The organism is Streptomyces sp. enrichment culture, assembly GCF_964272855.1.
Taxonomy (GTDB): domain Bacteria; phylum Actinomycetota; class Actinomycetes; order Streptomycetales; family Streptomycetaceae; genus Streptomyces.
On the sequence record NZ_OZ186847.1, the window covers coordinates 1347630 to 1368935 of the forward strand.

16 protein-coding genes are annotated in these 21306 nt (G+C 71.8%); 11 read left to right on the forward strand and 5 right to left on the reverse strand.

Features of this window, described 5'->3' with window-relative positions; translation table 11 throughout:
* Positions 1-15 precede the first annotated feature (15 nt).
* Genes ACSU6L_RS05800 through ACSU6L_RS05810 form a run of 3 tightly spaced genes read right to left on the reverse strand, consistent with a single transcriptional unit; the run spans position 16 to position 3340 of the window.
* Positions 16-1536: an acyl-CoA synthetase gene (locus ACSU6L_RS05800; protein ID WP_437054198.1), complete on the reverse strand. Its 1521-nt coding sequence runs from the start codon at positions 1534-1536 to the stop codon at positions 16-18.
* 11 nt (positions 1537-1547) lie between these two features.
* Entirely contained in the window at positions 1548-2423 is an 876-nt protein-coding gene (locus ACSU6L_RS05805; protein WP_437054200.1) for an amidohydrolase family protein, read from the reverse strand.
* Entirely contained in the window at positions 2423-3340 is a 918-nt protein-coding gene (locus tag ACSU6L_RS05810) for an SDR family NAD(P)-dependent oxidoreductase (RefSeq protein WP_437054202.1), read from the reverse strand. Before ACSU6L_RS05810 ends, ACSU6L_RS05805 begins: the two co-directional genes overlap by 1 nt.
* A 105-nt stretch (positions 3341-3445) precedes the next feature.
* On the opposite strand from ACSU6L_RS05810, the gene ACSU6L_RS05815 reads away from it, so the two are divergent.
* The 4 genes from ACSU6L_RS05815 (at position 3446) to ACSU6L_RS05830 (ending at position 8473) form a co-directional block, all read left to right on the forward strand.
* Positions 3446-4000 carry a MarR family winged helix-turn-helix transcriptional regulator gene (locus ACSU6L_RS05815; protein ID WP_437054204.1) on the forward strand — a complete coding sequence of 185 codons (555 nt, stop codon included), beginning with the start codon at positions 3446-3448 and terminating at the stop codon, positions 3998-4000.
* A gap of 100 nt (positions 4001-4100) precedes the next feature.
* On the forward strand, positions 4101-5456 hold the full coding sequence (locus ACSU6L_RS05820; RefSeq protein ID WP_437054206.1) for an MFS transporter: 1356 nt from the start codon (positions 4101-4103) through the stop codon (positions 5454-5456).
* A complete protein-coding gene (locus tag ACSU6L_RS05825; protein ID WP_437054208.1) occupies positions 5453-6838 on the forward strand; it encodes a prolyl oligopeptidase family serine peptidase in 1386 nt (461 codons plus the stop codon). The genes ACSU6L_RS05820 and ACSU6L_RS05825 overlap by 4 nt, the downstream gene beginning before the upstream one ends.
* 237 nt (positions 6839-7075) lie before the next feature.
* Positions 7076-8473: a glycoside hydrolase family 16 protein gene (locus ACSU6L_RS05830; RefSeq protein ID WP_437054210.1), complete on the forward strand. Its 1398-nt coding sequence runs from the start codon at positions 7076-7078 to the stop codon at positions 8471-8473.
* A gap of 48 nt (positions 8474-8521) precedes the next feature.
* Here the strand turns inward: ACSU6L_RS05830 and ACSU6L_RS05835 are convergent, their stop codons facing one another.
* Positions 8522-9415, reverse strand: coding sequence for a helix-turn-helix domain-containing protein (locus tag ACSU6L_RS05835; RefSeq protein ID WP_437054212.1), 894 nt, complete (start codon positions 9413-9415; stop codon positions 8522-8524).
* Positions 9416-9575: 160 nt separating this feature from the next.
* Between ACSU6L_RS05835 and tkt the strand changes: the two genes are divergently transcribed.
* The 7 genes from tkt (at position 9576) to ACSU6L_RS05870 (ending at position 19376) form a co-directional block, all read left to right on the forward strand.
* Positions 9576-11651, forward strand: a complete 2076-nt coding sequence (tkt, locus tag ACSU6L_RS05840) for a transketolase (protein ID WP_437054214.1) — start codon at positions 9576-9578, stop codon at positions 11649-11651.
* A gap of 19 nt (positions 11652-11670) precedes the next feature.
* On the forward strand, positions 11671-12813 hold the full coding sequence (gene tal, locus ACSU6L_RS05845; RefSeq protein ID WP_437054216.1) for a transaldolase: 1143 nt from the start codon (positions 11671-11673) through the stop codon (positions 12811-12813).
* A gap of 2 nt (positions 12814-12815) precedes the next feature.
* Positions 12816-14378 (forward strand): glucose-6-phosphate dehydrogenase, encoded by a 1563-nt coding sequence (gene zwf / locus ACSU6L_RS05850; RefSeq protein WP_437054218.1) that lies wholly within the window; start codon positions 12816-12818, stop codon positions 14376-14378.
* A complete protein-coding gene (gene opcA, locus ACSU6L_RS05855) occupies positions 14375-15301 on the forward strand; it encodes a glucose-6-phosphate dehydrogenase assembly protein OpcA (protein WP_437054220.1) in 927 nt (308 codons plus the stop codon). Before zwf ends, opcA begins: the two co-directional genes overlap by 4 nt.
* Position 15302: 1 nt before the next feature.
* Positions 15303-16949 (forward strand): glucose-6-phosphate isomerase, encoded by a 1647-nt coding sequence (pgi, locus tag ACSU6L_RS05860; protein WP_437054222.1) that lies wholly within the window; start codon positions 15303-15305, stop codon positions 16947-16949.
* Between the two features lie 11 nt (positions 16950-16960).
* Positions 16961-17842 (forward strand): phosphogluconate dehydrogenase (NAD(+)-dependent, decarboxylating), encoded by an 882-nt coding sequence (gnd, locus tag ACSU6L_RS05865; RefSeq protein WP_437064778.1) that lies wholly within the window; start codon positions 16961-16963, stop codon positions 17840-17842.
* 67 nt (positions 17843-17909) lie between these two features.
* Complete coding sequence (locus ACSU6L_RS05870) at positions 17910-19376, forward strand: membrane-associated oxidoreductase (RefSeq protein ID WP_437054224.1); 1467 nt, start codon at positions 17910-17912, stop codon at positions 19374-19376.
* Positions 19377-19451: 75 nt separating this feature from the next.
* Here ACSU6L_RS05870 and ACSU6L_RS05875 read toward each other — a convergent pair whose 3' ends face one another.
* Positions 19452-21263 carry a bifunctional sugar phosphate isomerase/epimerase/4-hydroxyphenylpyruvate dioxygenase family protein gene (locus ACSU6L_RS05875; protein ID WP_437054226.1) on the reverse strand — a complete coding sequence of 604 codons (1812 nt, stop codon included), beginning with the start codon at positions 21261-21263 and terminating at the stop codon, positions 19452-19454.
* Positions 21264-21306 lie beyond the last annotated feature (43 nt).

Consider the following 21306-nt stretch of genomic DNA (forward strand, 5'->3'; position numbering starts at 1 on the left):
GTGGCTGTCCCTGGGTCAGGAGGAGAGAGGCTGAGAGGGCGCGCCGTAGTGCTCGCGCACGCGGGATTTGAGGAGCTTCCCGGAGGCGTTGCGCGGGAGGGTGTCCGCGACGACGACCGACTTCGGGATCTTGTACTTGGCGAGGCGCCCGGCCAGGGAGGCCACCACCTCGCCCGGGTCGAGGGCGACGCCCTCGCGCGGGACGACGACCGCGCGCGGCACCTCTCCCCAGGTGGCGTCGGGCACGCCGATGACCGCGCACTCGGCGATGTCCGGGTGGCCGAGGAGCAGGTCCTCGATCTCGGCCGGGTAGACGTTCTCCCCGCCCGAGATGATCATGTCTTTGATGCGGTCGACGATGTACACGTAGCCGTCGTCGTCGACCCGGGCCGCGTCCCCGCTGCGGAACCAGCCGTCCGCGAAGGCGGCGGCGGTCTCGTCGGGCAGCCCCCAGTAGCCGGGCATGACGTGCGGCCCGCGCACCAGGACCTCGCCCGTCTCGCCGGGGGCGGCCGGGGTGAGGTCGGGCCGTACCACCCGGACGTCGCTGAAGAAGTGCGGCACGCCCGCCGAGCCCGCCTTGCCGACCGCGTGCTCGCCGTCCAGGAACAGGGTGCCGGGGGCGGCCTCGGTCATGCCGTAGCCCTGGAGGAAGGTCAGGCCGCGCCGCTGGTAGGCGGCGATGAGCGAGGTGGGCACGGGTGCGCCTCCGCACATCAGGATCCGCAGGGACGACAGGTCGGCGTCGTGCCAGCGCGGGTGCCGGGCCATCTGGTCGAACATGGTCGGCACCCCGAACATGAAGGTGATCCGGTGCCGTTCGACCAGGTCGAAGGTGCCGCCGGGGTCGAAGGACTCGGCGAGCACGCAGGTGCCGCCCTTCAGCAGCACCGGCAGGGTGAGCATGTTCAGTCCGGCCGTGTGGAACAACGGGGCGGAGACGAGGGCGCGTTCGTCGGTGGTCAGGTCGGTGTCGACGAGGACGTTGACCGCGTTCCAGGTGAGGTTGCCGTGGGTGAGCATGGCGCCCTTGGGGCGGCCCGTCGTGCCCGAGGTGTACATGATGACGCAGAGGTCGTCGCCGGTGACCGGCTCGTCGATGGGCTCGTCCGGCGCGGCGGCGAGCACCTGCTCGTAGGCGGCGCCGACTTCGATATGTGTGCGGACGCCCGCGCCGCCGGGCAGCGCGGCGACGAGTCCGGCGTGGCCCGGCCCGTGCACCAGGGCCTTCGCGCCGGAGTCGGCGAGCTGGTAGGCGATCTCCGGTCGGGCCAGGCGGGTGTTGAGCGGGACGAAGACCGCGCCGAGCGTGCCCGCCGCGAACAGCGTCTCCAGGTAGGAGGGATGGTTGGGGCCGAGGTAGGCGACCCGGTCGCCGCGTCGGACGCCCCGGGCGCGCAGGGCGTGGGCCAGGCGCGTGGTGCGTGTATGCAATGTGCGGTAGTCGGTCGACGTCCCACCGTGGACCAGGGCCGTACGGTGTGGAGTCTTCCGGGCCCGGCGCGCGGGCCACGATCCCACTCCCTCGTTGCGCATCGTCACACCCCTTACGGCTTGGTCAGCCCGAGCAGCCGGGCCGCGTTCTCCTTGAGGATCTTCGGCCTGACCTCGTCCTTGATCGGCAGCTCGGCGAAGTCGGCGAGCCAGCGGTCCGGGGTCAGGACGGGGAAGTCGGAGCCGAACAGGACCTTGTCCTTCAGCAGCGAGCCGGCGTACCGCACCAGCTGCGGCGGGAAGTACTTCGGCGACCAGCCGGACAGGTCGATGTGCACGCCCGGCTTGTGCGTGGCGACGGCCAGCGCCTCGTCCTGCCAGGGGAAGGACGGATGCGCCAGGATGATCTTCAGGTGCGGGAAGTCGGCGGCGACGTCGTCGACGTGGAGCGGGTTGGAGTACTTCAGCCGGATGCCCCCGCCGCCCGGCACGCCGGCGCCGATGCCGGTCTGGCCGGTGTGGAACAGCGCGATCGTCCCGGTCTCCTCGATCACCTCGTACAGGTCGTACGCCACGGCGCGGTCGTCGGGGTAGAACCCCTGGATGCTCGGGTGGAACTTGAACCCCTTCACCCCGTACTCCTCCACCAGCCGGCGGGCCTGCCGCACGCCCGCCTTGCCCCGGAAGGGGTCGACGGAGGCGAAGGGGATGAGGACGTCCGGGTGGGCGGCGGCGGCCTCGGCGACCTCTTCGTTGGGGACGGGGGCCGTGCCGGTCGCGGACTCGGCGTCCACCGTGAAGATCACGGCGGCCATGTTCCGCTCGCGGTAGTAGGCGGCCGTCTCCTCCAGCGTGGGCCTCCGGTCGCCCTTGGTCTTGAAGTAGGCGGCGGAGGCGGCGTGCAGGGTGTCGTCCAGGGAGGAGTGGCCCCGGGAGGACACCTCCGCGTGGGTGTGGACGTCGATCGCGGTCAGCTTCTCGATGTCCATCAGGCCTCCGGGAGCTGCGGTGCCGGGATGCCCACCGTCTGGAGTTCCGCGCCGACGGAGGCCGCGAAGACGTCGGCCAGACTCTCGGGGGTCCAGCCGCCGTCGGCGTACGCCGTCCTGATCTCCTGCGGATGCGACCAGAGCGCCACCTTGTCACCGCCGATGCCGATGCACTGGCCGGTGATGCCGCGCGCCCGCTCGGAGGCGAGGAAGGGGACCAGGGCCGCGCAGTCCTCGGGGGTGCCGAAGCCCTCGCCCTTGCGCAGGACGTCCGGCAGCGGCTCGCCGTCGCGCAGCGCCTCCACGTACGGGGCGAAGGCGGGGACGGTCTCCGTCATCGCGGTCGCGGCGACCGGCACGATCGCGTTGACGGTGATGCCCGCCCGGCCCAGCTCCAGGGACCAGGTGCGGGCCATGGCGGCGATGCCGGCCTTCGCGGCGGCGTAGTTGGTCTGGCCGAAGTTGCCGCGCTGCCCGGCCGGGGAGCCGACCAGCACCAGGGTGCCGCCCTCGCCCTGCTCCCGCATCCGTACGGCTGCGGCGCGGGCGCAGGTGAAGGTGCCCCTGAGATGGGTGGTGATCACCGCGTCGAAGTCGTCGTCGGTCATCTTCCACAGCACCCGGTCGCGCAGGATGCCGGCGTTGGTGACCAGGACGTCGAGCCGGCCGAACTCCTCGACCGCGCGGCCCACCAGCCGGTCGGCGGCCTCACCGGTCCCCACCGGGACCACCTCGGCGACGGCGGTCCCGCCGGCCTCGTTGACGGACTTGGCGGCCTGCTCGGCCACGGCCTCGTCGATGTCGTTCACCACCACCCGGGCCCCGTGGGCCGCGAGGGCGTGGGCGTAGGCGAGGCCGAGGCCCCGTCCGCTGCCGGTGACGACGGCGACCTTGCCGGTCAGATCGATGCTGGGCACGGAGAAGTCCCTTCACGCGAAAGGGCGCCGGTGCGGCGCCGGGGCGAGCGAGATCGAAGCTAAGAGCAATAATTGTTGTCGTCAATAGTTGTTGCGGCCGACGGCATGGACCAGACTGGGACCGACCACGGAAAACCGCCCCGCTCCGGGGCCGCCACCAGGGAGTCCGCCATCAGCCGCCAGCAGCACACCGCGAACGCCGACACACCCATCGACGAGCAGGAACCGTGGATGCGCGCCCTGCACGCGGACACCGGCTATCTCCTGTACCGACTGGGCCTGCGCTCCGGGCAGTTGTTCAACGCCTTCCTCCAGGAGTCGGGCCTGCGCCTGCGGCACTACGCGGTCCTGCGCTTCCTCGCCGGCACCGAGGGCGCCCTCCAGCGCGAGCTGAGCGAACGGCTCGGGTACGACCCGAGCGCGATCGTCAGCCTGGTGGACGACCTCGAGAAGCAGGGCTTCGCCGAGCGGCGACCCGCTCCCGAGGACCGGCGCAGCCGGATCGTCGTGCTCACCGAGGCCGGGCGGGCGTTCCTGCGGGACACCGACGAGGCGAGCCTGCGCGTCACCAACGACCTGGTGAGGCCGCTGGACCCGGCCGAGCGGGAGACCCTGCACGCACTGCTGCTGCGAATCGCCGGGACAGGGTTCGGGAGTTGACGCCCGGCAGTCGATGTTGTGCAGATGATTGACGGCCGTACGGGATATGCATAACTTCACCGGCGTTCGAGGCACCGGCCCGGCCCCCAGGGAGCCCATCGTGCAGCCATCCCGTACGCCCACCCGCCAACCGTCCCCGGAAACCCGGCAGTTGCGCCGCGTCGCACTGTCCGGACTGCTCGGCACGGCCGTGGAGTTCTACGACTTCCTCGTCTACGGCACCGTCGCCGCACTCGTCTTCGGCGAGCTGTTCTTCCCCGAGGCCGACCCGGCGGTCGGCACCGTCGCCGCCTTCGGCACCTTCGCCGCCGGATACGTGGCCCGGCCGCTGGGCGGCATCCTCTTCGGCCACTTCGGCGACCGGGTCGGCCGCAAGTCGATGCTGCTGCTGACCATGGTCCTGATGGGCTGCGGCAGTTTCCTCATCGGCCTGCTGCCGACGTACGACGCGATCGGCGTGTGGGCGCCCGTCCTGCTGGTCGCCCTGCGGGTCGTGCAGGGCGTCGCGATCGGCGGCGAGTGGGGCGGCGCCACCCTGATGGTCGTGGAGCACGCCGAGCGCACCCAGGGCTCCCGGCGCGGCCTGTGGTCGGGCTTCACCCAGCTCGGCGCCCCGCTCGGTTCGATGCTGTCGGCGGGCGTGGTCACGCTGGTGTCCGCGCTGCCGGACGACCAGTTCCGCTCCTGGGGCTGGCGGGTGCCGTTCCTGCTGAGCGTGGTCCTGCTGGCCGTCGGGCTGTTCGTGCGGCTCAAGGTCGCCGAGAGCCCGCTCTTCGCCGAGACGCGGCACGAACCGCAGGCGCGGCCGCCGGTGGTGGAGGTGCTGCGCCGGCCGAAGCCGGTGCTGCTGGCGGCGGGCGTCGGCATCGGCGCGTTCACGGCGCAGTCACTGCTGACCGGATTCATGATTTCGTATGCGGTCGACCACGGTGGATACAGTCGACCGCAGGTGCTGACCGCGGTGACCGCCGCCTCCTGCGTGGCGCTGCTGGTGCTGCCCGCCGCCTCCGCGCTGTCCGACCGTGTCGGCCGCCGCCCGGTCGTGCTGGCCGGGGCGATCACCTCGGCGGCGCTCGCCTTCCCGGTGCTCGCGCTGGTCGACTCGGGCTCCCCCGGCCTGCTGGTCCTCGCCCTGGTCCTCGGGCACGGCCTGGCCCAGTCGACGATGTACGGGCCGCTCGGGGCGCTGTTCACCGAGATGTTCGGCACCCGTGTCCGCTACACCGGCGCCTCCCTGGGCTACCAGGCCGCGACCCTGGCCGGCGCCGGGTTCTCCCCGCTGATCGCGAGCGGTCTGCTCGCCTCCTCCGGCGGCGCAGGCACCCCGGTCGCCCTGCTGCTGTGCGCGGGCGCGACGATCACCGCGCTCACCGTGTGGCGGCTGCGGGAGACCCGCGCCGACGCCCTGGAATCCCCCGCCTCCCGCACCACCACCCTGGAAGGAACCCCGCGTTGAGGATCCGACCCGCCCTGACGGCCCTGGCGCTGCTGACCGTCGCCGCCGTCCCCGCCCGGGCCGCCACGGACGGCGCCCCCCGCCTCCAGGACACCAGCCTGGAGGGCCGTCTCCCCTCAGGCGCCGCCTACCTGATGGACGTACCCGCCGCCTGGAACGGCACCGTCCTCCTCTACAGCCACGGCTACCGCCCGGCCGGGTCGCCCAACCCCGCGCAGAACGCGCCCGGTCCGCAGACCCGTGCCGCGCTCCTCGCCGACGGCTACGCCCTGATCGGCTCGTCGTACGCGACCACGGGCTGGGCCGTCACGGACGCCGTGCCCGACCAGCTCGCCACGCTGGACCTGTTCACGGAGCGGTTCGGCACGGCCCGGCGGACACTCGCCTGGGGCACCTCCTACGGCGGGCTGGTCACCACCACGCTCGCCGAACGGCACGCGGACCGCTTCGACGGCACCCTGTCGATGTGCGGTCTGGTGCAGGGCGGGATCGCCAACTGGAACAGCACCCTGGACCCGGTGTTCGCCCTCAAGACGCTGCTCGCCCCCGACTCGGACATCCCGCTCACCGGCTTCGCCGGCCAGGAAGCCGCCCAGCGGGCCGCGAGCGCGCTCACCGCGAAGGTCGACGCCGCACAGCAGACGCCCGCGGGGCGTGCGCGGATCGCGCTGGCCGCCGCCCTGCACGGCATTCCCGGCCACAACGATCCCGCTCAGCCCGAGCCGGGACCCACCGACTGGCGGGCCCGGCAGGCCAACCAGTACCAGGCGCTCTCGGGCCTGCTGCGGATGCCCGCCTTCGGCTGGCGGCAGGAGGCCGAGTCCCGCGCCGGCGGCAACCCCTCCTGGAACACCGGCGTCGACTACACCGCCACGCTGAGGCGTTCACCCCTCTTCAAGGAGGTGACGGAGCTGTACAAGGAGGCGGGTGTCCCGCTGCGCGCCGACCTCGCGGCGCTGAACCGCGCGCCCCGCGTCGCGGCCGACCCGTCGGCCGTACGGTGGATGCGCGGCACCAGCGTCCTCACCGGCCGCCTGCGCGACCCGCAACTGAACATCCACACCACGGGTGACGCGCTGATCCCCGTGCACTCCGAGAGCGCCCACCGCCGCGCCGCCACCGCCGCCGGATCCGGCGGCCTGCTCGCCCAGGCCTACGTCGACGGTCCCGGCCACTGCACCTTCACCACCGGAGAGACACTGGCCGCCCTGCACACCCTGGAGCACCGCCTGGCCACGGGCCGCTGGACCGCCGATCCCGCCACCCTCAACTCCCGGGCGAGCGCAGCCGACCCGTCGACCGCGCCCCGCTACACGAGCCACCGGCCGACGCCGTACCCGCGTCCGTACGACCTTGCTCATCCGGGTGACGTGAGGCGCTGACGCACATGTCCCGTTCAGGGGAGGTCACTCAGGAGGCCAGCGGGGAGGTCACCGGGGAGGCCGCTTCCGCCTTCAGTGGGTGAACGTCCCTGCGGCGGAAGGACTTTCCCGGTCTCACCTCTTGACGTGTGAGGGCACGGCGAGCACATTGGGCGCACCTTGAGAGCGCTCTCAAAGCGCCGCGAGCGCTCCCGCGGGCTCCCGTGACCCCACTCCCGTACCGAGAGGCACCCCCACATGAGCGCACCCCCCGGCACACCTTCCAGACGGCGCCCGCTGCGGCGGGCACTGGCCGCCGCCGTCGGCGCCCTGACCCTGGCGGCGGCCGCGGCGACGGTCACCGCGCCGTCCGCCACCGCCGCCGCGCCACCGCCCCCGTCCGGCTGGACACAGGTCTTCGTCGACGACTTCAACGGCGCGGCGGGCAGCGGCGTCAACACCGCCGACTGGCGGTACGCGACCGGCACCGGCTACCCGGGCGGCCCCGCCAACTGGGGCACCGGCGAGATCGAGACCATGACGTCCAGCCCCGACAACGTCTCCCTGGACGGCAGCGGCAACCTCCGTATCACCCCGCGCCGGGACGCCGCCGGGCGGTGGACGTCCGGCCGGATCGAGACCAACCGCACCGACTTCCAGCCCCCGGCGAACGGCAAGCTGCGCGTCGAGGCGCGCATCCAGGTGCCCAACGTCACCGGGGCCGCCGCCAAGGGCTACTGGCCCGCGTTCTGGATGCTCGGCGCGCCCTACCGGGGCAACTACTGGAACTGGCCCGCCGTCGGCGAGCTGGACATCATGGAGAACACCCAGGGCCTGAACACCGTGTGGGCCACCATGCACTGCGGCACCTCTCCGGGCGGCCCCTGCAACGAGACCAGCGGCATCGGCGGCTCCACCGCCTGCCCCGGCACCAGCTGCCAGGCCGGATTCCACACCTACCGCATGGAGTGGGACCGTTCGACGAGCGTGGAGGAGATCCGCTTCTACGTCGACGGGAACAACTACCACACGGTGCGCGAGAACCAGGTGGACGCGACGACCTGGTCCAACGCCACCGACCACGGCTTCTTCGTCATCCTCAACGTGGCGATGGGTGGCGGGTTCCCCGACGCCTTCGGCGGCGGCCCGGACGCCGGCACGGTCCCCGGCCACTCCATGCTCGTCGACTACGTCCAAGTGCTGTCGGCCGGTGGGAGCGGTACCACTCCCCCGCCGACGGGGAACCGGGACGCGTACAGCGCCATCCAGGCCGAGTCGTTCGACGGCCAGTCCGGCGTGTTCAGCGAGCCCACGTCCGACACCGGCGGCGGGCAGAACATCGGCGCCGTCGCCAACGGCGACTGGACGCTCTACAAGGGCGTGAACTTCGGGTCCACGGCGGCCACCCAGTTCCGCGCCCGCGTCGCGAGCGGGGCCGCCTCCGGGGTGAGCGGGCTGGTCGAGGTCCGGCTGGACAGCCGCGGCAACGCGCCGATCGGCAGCTTCGCGGTCGGCAACACGGGCGGCTGGCAGTCCTGGCGTACGGTCCCGGCGAACATCTCCTCGGTGACCGGCACGCACGACGTGTATCTGACGTTCACCAGCGGGCAGCCGGCGGACTTCGTGAACGTGAACTGGTTCGAGTTCGGCCACTGACCGACCCCGACGTGAAGGGGCTCCACGCCCGCGTGGAGCCCCTTCGCGTTATCGCAGCTCCGCGCGGAACGCCGCCGGTGTCATGTCCGTGTGCTGGTGGAAGAACTTGGAGAAGTTCGCCGCGTCGGGGAAGCCGACCGCGACGCCCACCCGTCCGATCGGCAGATCCGTGTGGGCCAGCAGGCGCTTCGCCTCCAGCACCACCCGTTTGTCGATGAACGCCTTGGGTGTCTCGCCGGTCGCGGCGCGGACCGTGCGGACGAGGGTGCGGCGGGAGTAGCCGAGGGCGTCGGCGTAGGCGCTGACGCTGTGGTTGGTGGCGAAGCCCCCCTCGACGGCGTCGCGGAACAGGGTGAAGGTGGTGTCGCCCGGGTGCCGTCCGGCCTCCGCGGAGCTGGCGGCGAGATGCGCGAGGCGCAGCAGGAACGCGGTCAGGGAGTGGCGCAGGACCGCGGTGTGCAGGCTGAGCGGGAGGGTCGCGGTGTCCTCGTACTCGCGGCGCAGCTGGGCGAGGGCGGCCTCCAGGGCGGTGAGCCGGGCCGGGTCGGGGTGGAGCAGCGGCGGCAGGTCGTAGCGGTACAGGCCGGTGGCCTCGACGGTGGTGCGCGGCAGGAAGCCGGGTTGCATGGTGAGGACGGTTCCGCGGTACTCGCTCGTGGTCGTGAAGCGGTGTACCTGTCCCGGGCGGATCCAGAGCACGTCGCCGGCCGTCGCCTCGTACTCGGTGAAGTCGACCATGTGGCGGACGGGGCCGGCGGCGAAGACCATCACGACGTGGAAGTCGATGCGGTGGACGCGGCCGAGCGGCGCGTCGGAGTGCCAGGTGCGGTCGGCGCCCATGGGGCCGACCTGCATGCCGACGCCGCTGATGCTGCGTTCGGCGGGGAAGGCGAAGGTTCTGATGCCGCCGTTGTCGCCCTCTGGGCCGGTTCTGTCCGCCATGTCTTCGTTACGCCGCCTCGGTCGTGCTCGGGGTGTCCCACTTTCACCACAGGCTGACACACCCCGACCTTCACGCGTAAAAGTCAGACTTTTAAAGTCGAACGCGTCTGACCAGCCAAGACATGTCTTTCAGTGACTTTTTGAAGGGGACTGCCATCAGATGAGCACGCAGACCACCGACGACTTCGTGTGGACCGAGCTCGACCGGCGTGCCGTCGACACCGCCCGCCTCCTGGCGGCCGATGCCGTACAGCGGGTCGGCAACGGGCACCCGGGCACGGCGATGAGCCTGGCCCCCGCCGCGTACACGATCTTTCAGAAGGTGATGCGGCACGACCCCGCGGACCCCGAGTGGACGGGCCGCGACCGCTTCGTCCTGTCCCCCGGACACACCTCGCTGACGCTCTACACCCAGCTGTACCTCGCCGGGTACGAGCTGAGCCTGGACGACCTCAAGGCGTTCCGCACCCAGGGCTCGAAGACGCCCGGCCACCCCGAGTACGGGCACACCGCCGGTGTGGAGACGACGACCGGACCGCTCGGGCAGGGCGTGGCGAACGCCGTGGGCATGGCGATGGCGGCGCGCTACGAGCGCGGCCTGTTCGACCCGGACGCCCCGGCCGGCCAGTCGCCGTTCGACCACACCATCTGGGCGATCGTCTCCGACGGCGACCTCCAGGAGGGCGTGTCCGCCGAGGCGTCCTCGCTCGCCGGCCACCAGAAGCTGGGCAACCTGGTCTTCCTCTACGACGACAACCACATCTCCATCGAGGGCGACACCGCGACCGCCTTCTCCGAGGACGTGCTGAAGCGGTACGAGGCCTACGGCTGGCACACCCAGCGGATCGAGCCCGCCGGGAACGGCGACGTCGACGTGGCCGCCCTGTACGCGGCGCTGAAGGCGGCGCGGGCCGAGACCGAGCGGCCGTCGATCATCGCGATGCGCACGATCATCGCCTGGCCCGCGCCGAACGCGCAGAACACCGAGGCCTCGCACGGGTCCGCGCTCGGCGAGGAGGAGATCGCCGCCACCAAGCGGATCCTCGGCTTCGACCCGGAGCGCGCCTTCGAGGTCGCCGACGAGGTCCTGGCGCACACCCGCCGGGCCCTCGACCGGGGCGCCGAGGCGCACGCCGCCTGGGACAAGCGGATCACCGCCTGGCGTACCGCCCACGCCGAGCGTGCCGCCGAGTTCGACCGGATCAGCAAGGGCGAGCTGCCGGCCGGCTGGGAGGAGAAGCTGCCGGTCTTCGAGCCGGGCAAGGCGGTCGCCACCCGTGCCGCGTCCGGCAAGGTGCTCCAGTCGCTCGGTGAGGTCGTCCCGGAGCTGTGGGGCGGTTCGGCCGACCTGGCCGGCTCGAACAACACGACGATCGACAAGTCCAGCTCGTTCCTGCCGGAGGGCAACCCGCTGCCGGAGGCCGACCCGTACGGCCGCACCGTCCACTTCGGTATCCGCGAGTTCTCGATGGCCGCGGAGATGAACGGCATCGCGCTGCACGGCAACACCCGTGTCTACGGCGGCACCTTCCTGGTGTTCTCCGACTACATGCGCAACGCGGTGCGGATGTCCGCGCTGATGCAGCTGCCGGTGACGTACGTGTGGACGCACGACTCCATCGGCCTCGGCGAGGACGGCCCGACCCACCAGCCGGTCGAGCACCTGGCTTCGCTGCGCGCCATCCCGGGCCTGAACATCGTGCGCCCCGCCGACGCCAACGAGACCGCGATCGCCTGGCGGGAGATCCTGCGCCGGCACGCCACCCGGCCCGCCCCGCACGGCCTCGCCCTCACCCGTCAGGGCGTACCGACGTACGAGCCGAACGAGGACGCGGCCAAGGGCGGCTACGTGCTGCGAGAGGCGTCGACCGGGACCCCGGACGTCGTGCTCGTCGCCACCGGCTCCGAGGTGCAGCTCGCCGTCGCCGCCGCCGAGTTGCTGGAGGCGGAGGGCGTCGGGGCGCGCGTGGTGTCCATGCCGTCCGTGGAGTGGTTCGAGGAGCAGCCGCGCGCCTACCGCGAGCAGGTGCTTCCGCCGTCCGTGAAGGCGCGTGTCGCTGTCGAGGCCGGGGTGGGGCTGACGTGGTACCGGTTCGTAGGTGACGCAGGACGCATCGTCTCCCTCGAACACTTCGGCGCCTCCGCCGACGCCAGGACCCTCTTCGCCGAGTACGGCTTCACCCCCGAGAACGTCGTCCGCGCCGCCCGGGAATCCCTGGCCGCCGCGCGCGGTTGATCCGACCGCCAGAAAGAAGATGATCAGAATGACCGAAGCGACCGCGAGCGCGGGAGCACTCAAGCGCCTGTCCGACGAGGGCGTGTCGATCTGGCTGGACGACCTGTCCCGCGGTCGGATCACCTCCGGCAATCTCGCCGAACTCGTCGAGACCAGCCACGTGGTGGGGGTCACCACCAACCCGTCCATCTTCCAGGCCGCCATCGGCTCGGGCGCGGGCTACGAAGAGCAGCTGGCCGACCTCGCCGTGCGCGGAGTCACGGTCGACGAGGCCGTCCGGATGATGACGACCGCCGACGTGCGGGCCGCCGCCGATATTCTGCATCCTGTATACAGCGCTTCCGGCGGCCGGGACGGCCGGGTCTCCATCGAGGTCGACCCGCGCCTCGCCCACCACACCGCGGCCACCATCGCCGAGGCGAAGCAGCTCGCCTGGCTGGTCGACCGCCCGAACGTCATGATCAAGATCCCGGCGACCAAGGCGGGCCTGCCCGCCATCACCGAGGTCATCGCCCAGGGCATCAGCGTCAACGTCACACTGATCTTCTCCCTGGAGCGGTACCGGCAGGTCATGGACGCCTACCTCGCCGGCCTGGAGCGGGCCCAGGCCGCGGGCCTGGACCTGAGCACCATCCACTCGGTGGCCTCGTTCTTCGTCTCCCGTGTCGACAGCGAGATCGACAAGCGGCTGACCGTCGTCGGCACCGACGACGCCCTCGCCCTCAGGGGCCGGGCCGCGCTCGCCAACGCCCGGCTCGCCTACGCGGCGTACGAGGAGGTGTTCGGCGGCGACCGCTGGCTGGCCCTGTCCGGCGCCAAGGCCAACAAGCAGCGCCCGCTGTGGGCGTCGACCGGCGTGAAGGACCCGGCGTACAAGGACACCCTGTACGTCGACGACCTGGTCGCCCCCGGCACGGTCAACACCATGCCCGAGGCCACCCTGAACGCCGTCCGCGACCACGGCCAGATCACCGGCGACACCGTCACCGGCGGCTACGCCCAGGCCCGCGCCGACCTCGCGGCCGTGGAGCGGCTCGGCATCTCCTACGACGAGATCGTCCAGCAGCTGGAGGACGAGGGCGTCGCCAAGTTCGAGGTGGCGTGGCAGGACCTGCTGGACGCGGTGACGAAGTCCCTGCGGAGCAAGGGAGTTGAGGCGTAAAAATGAGCGAGACACCGCTCCAGGAGCTGACCGCGCCCGCGGCCGGCTGGGCCAACCCGCTGCGCGATGTGCGCGACCGCCGGCTGCCGCGGATCGCGGGCCCGTCCGGGCTCGTCATCTTCGGTGTCACCGGCGACCTGTCCCGCAAGAAGCTGATGCCGGCCGTCTACGACCTGGCCAACCGCGGCCTGCTGCCGCCGGGCTTCTCCCTCGTCGGGTTCGCCCGCCGGGACTGGGAGGACCAGGACTTCGCGCAGGTCGTGCACGACGCGGTCAAGGAGCACGCCCGCACCCCCTTCCGTGAGGAGGTCTGGCAGCAGCTCGCCGAGGGCATGCGGTTCATCCCCGGCGACTTCGACGACGACAACGCGTTCGAGCAGCTGCGCGCGGCGGTTGCGGAGCTGGACTCCTCGCGCGGCACCAGCGGCAACTACGCCTTCTACCTCTCGGTACCGCCGAAGTTCTTCCCGAAGGTCGTCCAGCAGCTGAAGAAGCACGGCCTCGCGGACGCCCCGGAGGGCTCCTGGCGGCGCGCCGTCATCGAGAAGCCGTTCGGCCACGACCTGGGCAGCGCACGGGAGCTGAACGCGATCGTGCACGACGTGTTCGAGCCGGACCAGGTGTTCCGCATCGACCACTACCTGGGCAAGGAGACGGTCCAGAACATCCTGGCCCTGCGCTTCGCCAACCAGATGTTCGAGCCGATCTGGAACCGGTCCTTCGTGGACCATGTGCAGATCACGATGGCCGAGGACATCGGCATCGGCGGCCGGGCCGGCTACTACGACGGCATCGGCTCAGCGCGGGACGTCATCCAGAACCACCTGCTGCAGCTGATGGCGCTCACCGCCATGGAGGAGCCCGCCGCGTTCGACGCCGAGTCGCTGCTCACCGAGAAGCTGAAGGTGCTGAAGGCGGTGAGGCTGCCGGAGGACCTGGGCCGGCACACCGTGCGCGGGCAGTACGCGGGCGGCTGGCAGGGCGGCGCGCAGGTGCGCGGCTACCTCCAGGAGGACGGCATCGACCCGGCCTCCGTCACCGACACCTACGCCGCGATCAAGCTGGGCGTGGACAACCGCCGCTGGGCGGGTGTGCCGTTCTACCTGCGCACCGGCAAGCGCCTGGGCCGCCGGGTCACCGAGATCGCGGTGGTCTTCCAGCGGGCCCCGCACTCCCCGTTCGACACCACGGCCACCGAGGAACTCGGCCAGAACGCGATCGTCATCCGCGTCCAGCCCGACGAGGGCATGACGGTCCGGTTCGGCTCGAAGGTGCCGGGCACGTCGATGGAGATCCGGGACGTCACCATGGACTTCGCGTACGGCGAGTCGTTCACGGAGTCCAGCCCGGAGGCGTACGAGCGGCTGATTCTGGACGTGCTGCTCGGCGACGCCAACCTGTTCCCCCGTCACCAGGAAGTGGAAGAGTCCTGGAAGATCCTCGACCCGATCGAGCGGTACTGGGCCTCGAACGGCAGGCCCGCCCAGTACGCGTCGGGCAGCTGGGGACCCAAGGAAGCGGACGAGATGCTCGCACGAGACGGACGGAGCTGGCGCAGGCCATGAAGATCGACCTGACCGACACCACGGCAAGCAAGATCAACAAGGCGTTGGTGCAGGGCCGCCGCGCCATCGGCACCCCGGCCGTGGGCATGGTCCTGACGATGGTGATCGTCACGGACGAGGAGAACGCCTACGACGCGATCAAGGCGGCCGAGCAGGCCTCGCACGAGCACCCCTCGCGCACCCTGGTCGTCATCAAGCGGCACGCCCGCACCCCGCGCGAGCGCACCCGGTCCCGGCTGGACGCCGAGGTCCGGGTCGGCTCCGAGGCCGGCACCGGCGAGACGGTCGTCCTGCGCACCTACGGCGAGGTCTCCGAGCACGCCGACTCGGTGGTGCTGCCGCTGCTGCTGCCCGACGCGCCCGTCGTCGTGTGGTGGCCGGTGGACGCCCCCGACGTGCCCGCCAAGGACCCGCTGGGCGCGCTGGCGCAGCGCAGGATCACCGACATGTACGCCGTCGAGACGCCGCTGGCCGCCCTGGACGTCCGGGCCCGCTCGTACGCGCCCGGCGACACCGACCTCGCCTGGACCCGGCTCACCCCGTGGCGCTCGATGCTGGCCGCCGCCCTCGACCAGGCCAAGCTGACGATCACCTCGGCGGCCGTGGAGAGCGAGGCCGACAACCCCAGCGCCGAACTGCTGGCCCGCTGGCTGGAGGCCCGGCTGCACGTGAAGGTCGAGCGGGTGGAGACCGCCGGACCGGTCGTCACCGGCGTCCGCCTCGGCACCGAGAAGGGCGAGATCGTCATCGACCGGCCCGAGGGCCCGCTCGCCACGCTGACCCTGCCGGGCCAGCCGCCGCGCACCCTCGCCCTGAAGGTGCGTCCCACCTCAGAACTCATCGCCGAGGAGCTGCGGCGCCTCGACGCGGACGAGATGTACGCCGTCGCCCTGCGCGGCGAGGGCACCAAGGAGAACGCCTGAGATGTCCGACACCCCCCGGCTCAGCCGCCGTCCCGAGTGGACGGCCCTGGAGGACCACCGCGCCGCCTGGCAGGCGCATCTGCGGGACCTGTTCGCCGACGACCCCGGCCGCGCGGAGCGGTACGTGGTACGCGTGGGCGATCTGCGCATCGACTACTCCAAGCAGCTGATCACCGACGAGACGCTGGAGCTGCTGCGCGAACTGGCCGCCGCGACGGACGTGTTCGGGCTGCGGGACGCCATGTTCCGCGGCGAGAGGATCAACAACACCGAGCGCCGGGCCGTGCTGCACACCGCGCTGCGGGCCCCGCGCGAGGCGGTGATCGAGGTCGACGGCGAGAACGTGGTGCCCGCCGTCCACGCGGTCCTCGACAAGATGGCCGACTTCGCCGGGCGGGTCCGCTCCGGCGAGTGGACCGGCCACACCGGCAAGCGCATCCGGAACGTCGTCAACATCGGCATCGGCGGTTCCGACCTCGGCCCCGCGATGGCCTACGAGGCCCTGCGCCCGTACACGGCACGGGACCTGACGGTCCGTTTCGTCTCCAACGTGGACGGCGCCGACCTGCACGAGGCGGTCCGCGACCTGGACCCGGCGGAGACCCTGTTCATCGTCGCGTCCAAGACGTTCACCACCATCGAGACGATCACCAACGCGACATCGGCCCGCTCCTGGCTGCTCGCCGGGCTCGGTGGCGACGAGAAGGCCGTGGCCAGGCATTTCGTCGCCTTGTCGACGAACGCCGAGAAGGTCACCGAGTTCGGCATCGACCCGGACAACATGTTCGAGTTCTGGGACTGGGTCGGCGGCCGCTACTCCTACGACTCCGCGATCGGCCTGTCCCTGATGATCGCCATCGGCCCGGACCGCTTCCGGGAGATGCTCGACGGCTTCCACACGGTCGACGAGCACTTCCGCACCGCGCCCCCGGAGGCCAACGCGCCGCTGATCCTCGGCCTGCTGGGCATCTGGTACAACAACTTCCACGACGCCCAGTCCCACGCCGTCCTGCCCTACAGCCACTACCTGTCCAAGTTCACCGCCTACCTGCAGCAGCTGGACATGGAGTCCAACGGCAAGTACGTGGACCGGGACGGGCAGGAGGTCGACTGGCAGACCGGGCCCGTCGTCTGGGGCACCCCCGGCACCAACGGCCAGCACGCCTACTACCAGCTCATCCACCAGGGCACCAAGCTCATCCCCGCCGACCTGATCGGCTTCGCCCGCCCCGCCGCCGAGCTGAGCGACGAACTCAAGGCGCAGCACGACCTGCTGATGGCCAATCTGTTCGCCCAGGGCCAGGCCCTCGCCTTCGGCAAGACCTCCGAAGAGGTCCGCGCGGAGGGCGTCGCCGAGGAGCAGGTGGCGCACCGCACCTTCAAGGGCAACCACCCGACGACGACGATCCTCGCCCGGGAGCTGACCCCGTCGGTGCTCGGCCAGCTCGTCGCCCTCTACGAGCACAAGGTGTTCGTCCAGGGCGCCGTGTGGAACATCGACTCCTTCGACCAGTGGGGCGTGGAGCTCGGCAAGGTCCTCGCCAAGCGCGTCGAGCCCGCGCTCACCGAAGGCGCCGACGTGCCCGGCCTCGACTCCTCCACCGCCGCCCTCGTCGCGGCCTACCGTGACCTCAAGGAAGAGAACTGATCATGGCACCGATGCAACTGGGCCTCATCGGCCTCGGCAAGATGGGCGGCAACATGCGCGAGCGGATCCGCCGCGCGGGCCACACCGTCATCGGCTACGACCGCAACCCCGAGCTGTCCGACGTCAGCGGCCTCGCCGAACTCGTCGAGCGGCTGGAGGCGCCCCGCACCGTGTGGGTGATGGTCCCGGCCGGCGCGCCCACCCAGTCCGTCGTCGACGAGCTGGCGGACCTGCTGGAGCCCGGCGACACGGTCGTCGACGGCGGCAACTCCCGCTGGAGCGACGACGAGAAGCACGCCGCGGAGCTCGGCGCCAAGGGCATCGGCTTCGTCGACGCCGGCGTCTCCGGCGGTGTGTGGGGCCTGGAGAACGGCTACGCGCTGATGGTCGGCGGCGAGAAGGAGCACGTCGACCGGCTCCAGCCGATCTTCCAGGCGCTCAAGCCGGAAGGGCCGTACGGCTACGTCCACGCCGGCAAGGTCGGCGCCGGGCACTTCGCGAAGATGGTCCACAACGGCATCGAGTACGCCATGATGCAGGCCTACGCCGAGGGCTGGGAGCTGCTGGAGAAGGTCGACTCGGTCACGGACGTGCGCGAGGTGTTCCGGTCCTGGCAGGAGGGCACGGTCATCCGGTCCTGGCTGCTGGACCTCGCCGTCAACGCCCTCGACGAGGACGAGCACCTGGAGAAGCTGCGCGGCTACGCCGAGGACTCCGGCGAGGGCCGCTGGACGGTGGAGGCGGCGATCGACAACGCCGTGCCGCTGCCCGCGATCACGGCCTCCCTGTTCGCGCGGTTCGCCTCGCGTCAGGAGGACTCGCCGCAGATGAAGATGATCGCCGCGCTGCGCAACCAGTTCGGCGGCCACGCCGTCGAGTCGGCGAAGAAGTAGGGCCACCGTGGGGTCTCCCCTGCGCTGAGTTGACAGCCGTTCGAAGGGCCCGCCAGAGTCGCCGCTGATGGAGATCACCGATCTGACACCGGCCGAGCTGCGCGTCTGGCGGGCCTTCCCGCGCGGGGAGCGGGTCGACTTCCGCGCCACCGACGACGAGGACGCCGCCGACGGGACGGCCTGGGGGCCCGAACGCACCATCCGAGCCTCGGCGTTGAAGGCACTGCTGCTCCACGCGCCGCAGGAGGACGGCGAGATCGCGGCGCTCAGGGTCGCCGGAGCCCGGATCACCGGCCCGCTCGACCTCACCCACGCCGTCCTCGAATCCCACCCCGTCCGCCTCAGCCACTGCCACTTCGCCGAGCGGCCCGAGCTGTACGGCATCCAGTTGCGACGGCTCAGCCTGCACGGGTCGGTCCTGCCCGGACTCGGTCTGGGCAGCGCCCGCATCGACGGCACCCTGCGGCTGAGCGGCTGCCGGATCGACGGACAGGTGCAGCTCGCCGGCACGCAGATATCCGGCGCCCTGTTCCTGGAGGACGCCGAACTGACCGCGCCGGACGGCTCCGGCCCCGTCCTGAAACTCAACCAGTCGGTCATCGACGACGACCTGTGGGCGCCCCGCCTGCGCGCGCGGGGCGAGATACGCCTCAACGGGGCCTCCGTCACCGGCTCGGTCAACCTCACCGAAGCCCTGCTGGAGCGGGACGGGGAGGCCGCCGTGGACGCGCAGACCCTCGCCGTCGGCGGGGACTTCCTGCTGCGGCGGGCCCGGGTACGCGGCTGGATCGGACTGCGCGGCGCCCGGATCGCGGGCCGCCTCGACCTGTCGTACGCCCAGGTCTCGAACCCCTCCGGCACCGCGCTGCACGCCAGCAGCAGCACCGTCGGGGAACTGTGGCTGCGCAAGGGCCCGCCGGTGGAGGGCACGCTGAACGTGCGCCGCGCACAGATCGACGTGCTGTTCCTGGAGCCGGAGACGCTGCCGCAGCGGGTGCTGCTGAGCAGCCTCGCCTACACCTCGCTCACCCCGCACGAGCCCGCCGAGCGGCGGCTGCCCATGCTGGAGCGGGACGGCGAGGGCTATGTCCCGCACGCCTACGAGCAGTTGACCGCCGCGTACCGGCGCATCGGCGACGACCACGCGGCCCGGCTGGTGCAGCTCGCCAAGCAGCGCCGGCACCGCTCCACGCTCCCCTGGTACGGCCGTCTGTGGGGCCACGTCCAGGACGCCACCGTCGGCTACGGCTTCCGGCCGCTGCGCGCGTTCGGCTGGCTGCTGTCGCTGCTCGCCGTCGGCTCGGTCGCCTACGCGCTGGAGCACCCGCCGCCGCTGAAGCCCGACGAGGCGCCGGACTTCAACCCGGTGTTCTACACCCTCGACCTGCTGCTGCCGGTGATCTCCTTCGGGCAGGAGACGGCGTTCGCGCCGACCGGCCCGCACCAGGCGCTGGCGTACGTCCTGGTGCTGACCGGCTGGATCCTGGCGACGGCCGTGCTGGCCGGCGTGACCCGGACGGTCAGCCGCCAGTGAGGCGTCGGCCGTCGGTGCAGGGTGCCCGCCGGTGAAGGGGCGTCCGCAGACGAAGGGGCATCCGCCGGTGATGGCTCATCCGCCGGTGAGGTGGCGGGCGGTGTGCTGGGCGGCCAGGCGGACCGGCGCGTTCTGGGCGCCGTAGCCGCGGTAGCCGCCGTCGCGCTGGAGGAGTTCGAAGAAGACCCGGCCGACGGTGTGGGTGTAGCAGTGGCGGAAGACGCCGTGCGCGTCCCGGTCGTAGAGGATGCCGAGCTCGCGGTAGGTGTCCAGTTCCTCGTCGGGCAGGTCGAAGCGGGCGGCGAGGTCGTCGTAGTAGTTGCCGGGGACCGGCAGCGGACGGCCGCCGGCCGCGCGGAAGCGGCGGGCCGCGGCGACCACGTCGTCGGTGGCCAGCGCGATGTGCTGGGCGCGGACGGTGTCGTCGGTGGGCGCCGCGCCGACGGTGAGGGCGATCCGGACGGTGTCGTCGTCGTTGGTGACGGCGCGGCTGCGCAGCAGACCGTACGGGTCGGCGACGTCGACGCTCTCCTGGGCGCGCAGGCCGAGGACGCTGCTGTGGAAGAGGGCGGCCTCGTCGAACTGGTGCCAGGGCTGGGTGAGGGCCAGGTGGTCGATGCGGCGGACGCCTATGGCGGCGGTGGCGGCGGCTGCCGGACCGTGGCCGGTGGGCTCGAAGTCGGCGCGCCAGTCGGGGTGTCCGGGCCGGTCGGTCGCGCAGAAGAAGAGTTCGGTGCCGTCGGGGGCGGCGACGGCGTCCAGCTGGGCGTCGCCCACGGCCCGGCGGCGGGGCAGGACGGGCGCGAGCAGGGCCTCGGCGCGGCGGGCGGCACCGGCCGGGTCGGGGGACTCCAGGCCGATGGCGGCGAGCCCGGTGCCCTCACGGCGAACGGCCGGGCCGGTGTTGACCAGGATGCGGGCCTCGCCCTGCTGCCACAGGTCGACGGGCTTGCCGCGGTGGCGTGCGGTGCGCGTGAAGCCGAGCGCGCTGAGCAGCGCGGCGACCGGCTCGGTGTCCGGGGTGACCAGTTCGGCGAAGGCGACGCCGGTGGGGACGACCGGCTCGGGCAGGGCGGCCGCGCCGACGGTCTCCTGGAGGAGGAGCAGGGAGCGGCGGGCGTCGACGGCGGTCGGGCCGGCCTCGGCCTGCCGGAAGACGTCGTTGAACACCTCCAGGGACAACGGTCCGCTGTATCCCGTATGCAGTACATGGCGTACCAGCCCCGCCACATCGAATCCGCCCTGCCCGGGGAAGCAGCGGTAGTGGCGGCTCCACTGGAGCACGTCCATCGCGAGCAGCGGCGCGTCGGCCAGCTGCAGGAAGAAGATCTTCTCGCCGGGGATGTCCTCGATGCCCTTGGGGTCCGAGCCCCGGGACAGGATGTGGAAGCTGTCCAGGCAGGTGCCGAGCGCCGGATGCCCGGCCGCCTCGACGATCCGCCAGGCGTGGTCGTACGTGTTGACGTGCCGCCCCCAGGCCAGCGCCTCGTAGGCGATCCGCACCCCGTACTCCGCTGCCGCGTCGGCGAGTCCGCTCAGCTGCTCGGCGGCGAGCGCGTCGTCGTCCACGGCGAGCGGGGAGACGGACGAGCAGACCAGCACGGTGTCCGCGCCGAGCCTGCGCGTCAGCTCGAACTTGCGCCGGGCGCGGCGCAGATTGCGGGCGAACTCCTCGGCGGGCACGGCCTCCAGGTCCCGCATCGGCTGGTAGAGGTCGATGCTCAGGCCCAGGTCCGCGCACCGGGCGCGGATCTCCTCGGGGGTGAGGGGGCTCGCGAGCAGGTCGTTCTCGAAGACCTCCACTCCGTCGAAGCCGGCCCGGGCGGCGGCCGTCAGCTTCTCGGTGAGGGGGCCGCTGAGGGAGACGGTGGCGATGGACGTACGCACGGCGGTACCTCTTCTCTGCGAGTGCCTTGGTTCGGCGGGGCGG

Bases quoted from the DNA above. Each gene is read 5' to 3' on its own strand.
- ACSU6L_RS05800 (WP_437054198.1), bottom strand. From the start codon at position 1,536: ATGCGCAACGAGGGAGTGGGATCGTGGCCCGCGCGCCGGGCCCGGAAG.
- ACSU6L_RS05805 (WP_437054200.1), bottom strand. From the start codon at position 2,423: ATGGACATCGAGAAGCTGACCGCGATCGACGTCCACACCCACGCGGAG.
- ACSU6L_RS05815 (WP_437054204.1), top strand. From the start codon at position 3,446: ATGGACCAGACTGGGACCGACCACGGAAAACCGCCCCGCTCCGGGGCC.
- ACSU6L_RS05830 (WP_437054210.1), top strand. From the start codon at position 7,076: ATGAGCGCACCCCCCGGCACACCTTCCAGACGGCGCCCGCTGCGGCGG.
- ACSU6L_RS05835 (WP_437054212.1), bottom strand. From the start codon at position 9,415: ATGGCGGACAGAACCGGCCCAGAGGGCGACAACGGCGGCATCAGAACC.
- tkt (WP_437054214.1), top strand. From the start codon at position 9,576: ATGAGCACGCAGACCACCGACGACTTCGTGTGGACCGAGCTCGACCGG.
- tal (WP_437054216.1), top strand. From the start codon at position 11,671: ATGATCAGAATGACCGAAGCGACCGCGAGCGCGGGAGCACTCAAGCGC.
- zwf (WP_437054218.1), top strand. From the start codon at position 12,816: ATGAGCGAGACACCGCTCCAGGAGCTGACCGCGCCCGCGGCCGGCTGG.
- opcA (WP_437054220.1), top strand. From the start codon at position 14,375: ATGAAGATCGACCTGACCGACACCACGGCAAGCAAGATCAACAAGGCG.
- pgi (WP_437054222.1), top strand. From the start codon at position 15,303: ATGTCCGACACCCCCCGGCTCAGCCGCCGTCCCGAGTGGACGGCCCTG.
- gnd (WP_437064778.1), top strand. From the start codon at position 16,961: ATGCAACTGGGCCTCATCGGCCTCGGCAAGATGGGCGGCAACATGCGC.
- ACSU6L_RS05870 (WP_437054224.1), top strand. From the start codon at position 17,910: ATGGAGATCACCGATCTGACACCGGCCGAGCTGCGCGTCTGGCGGGCC.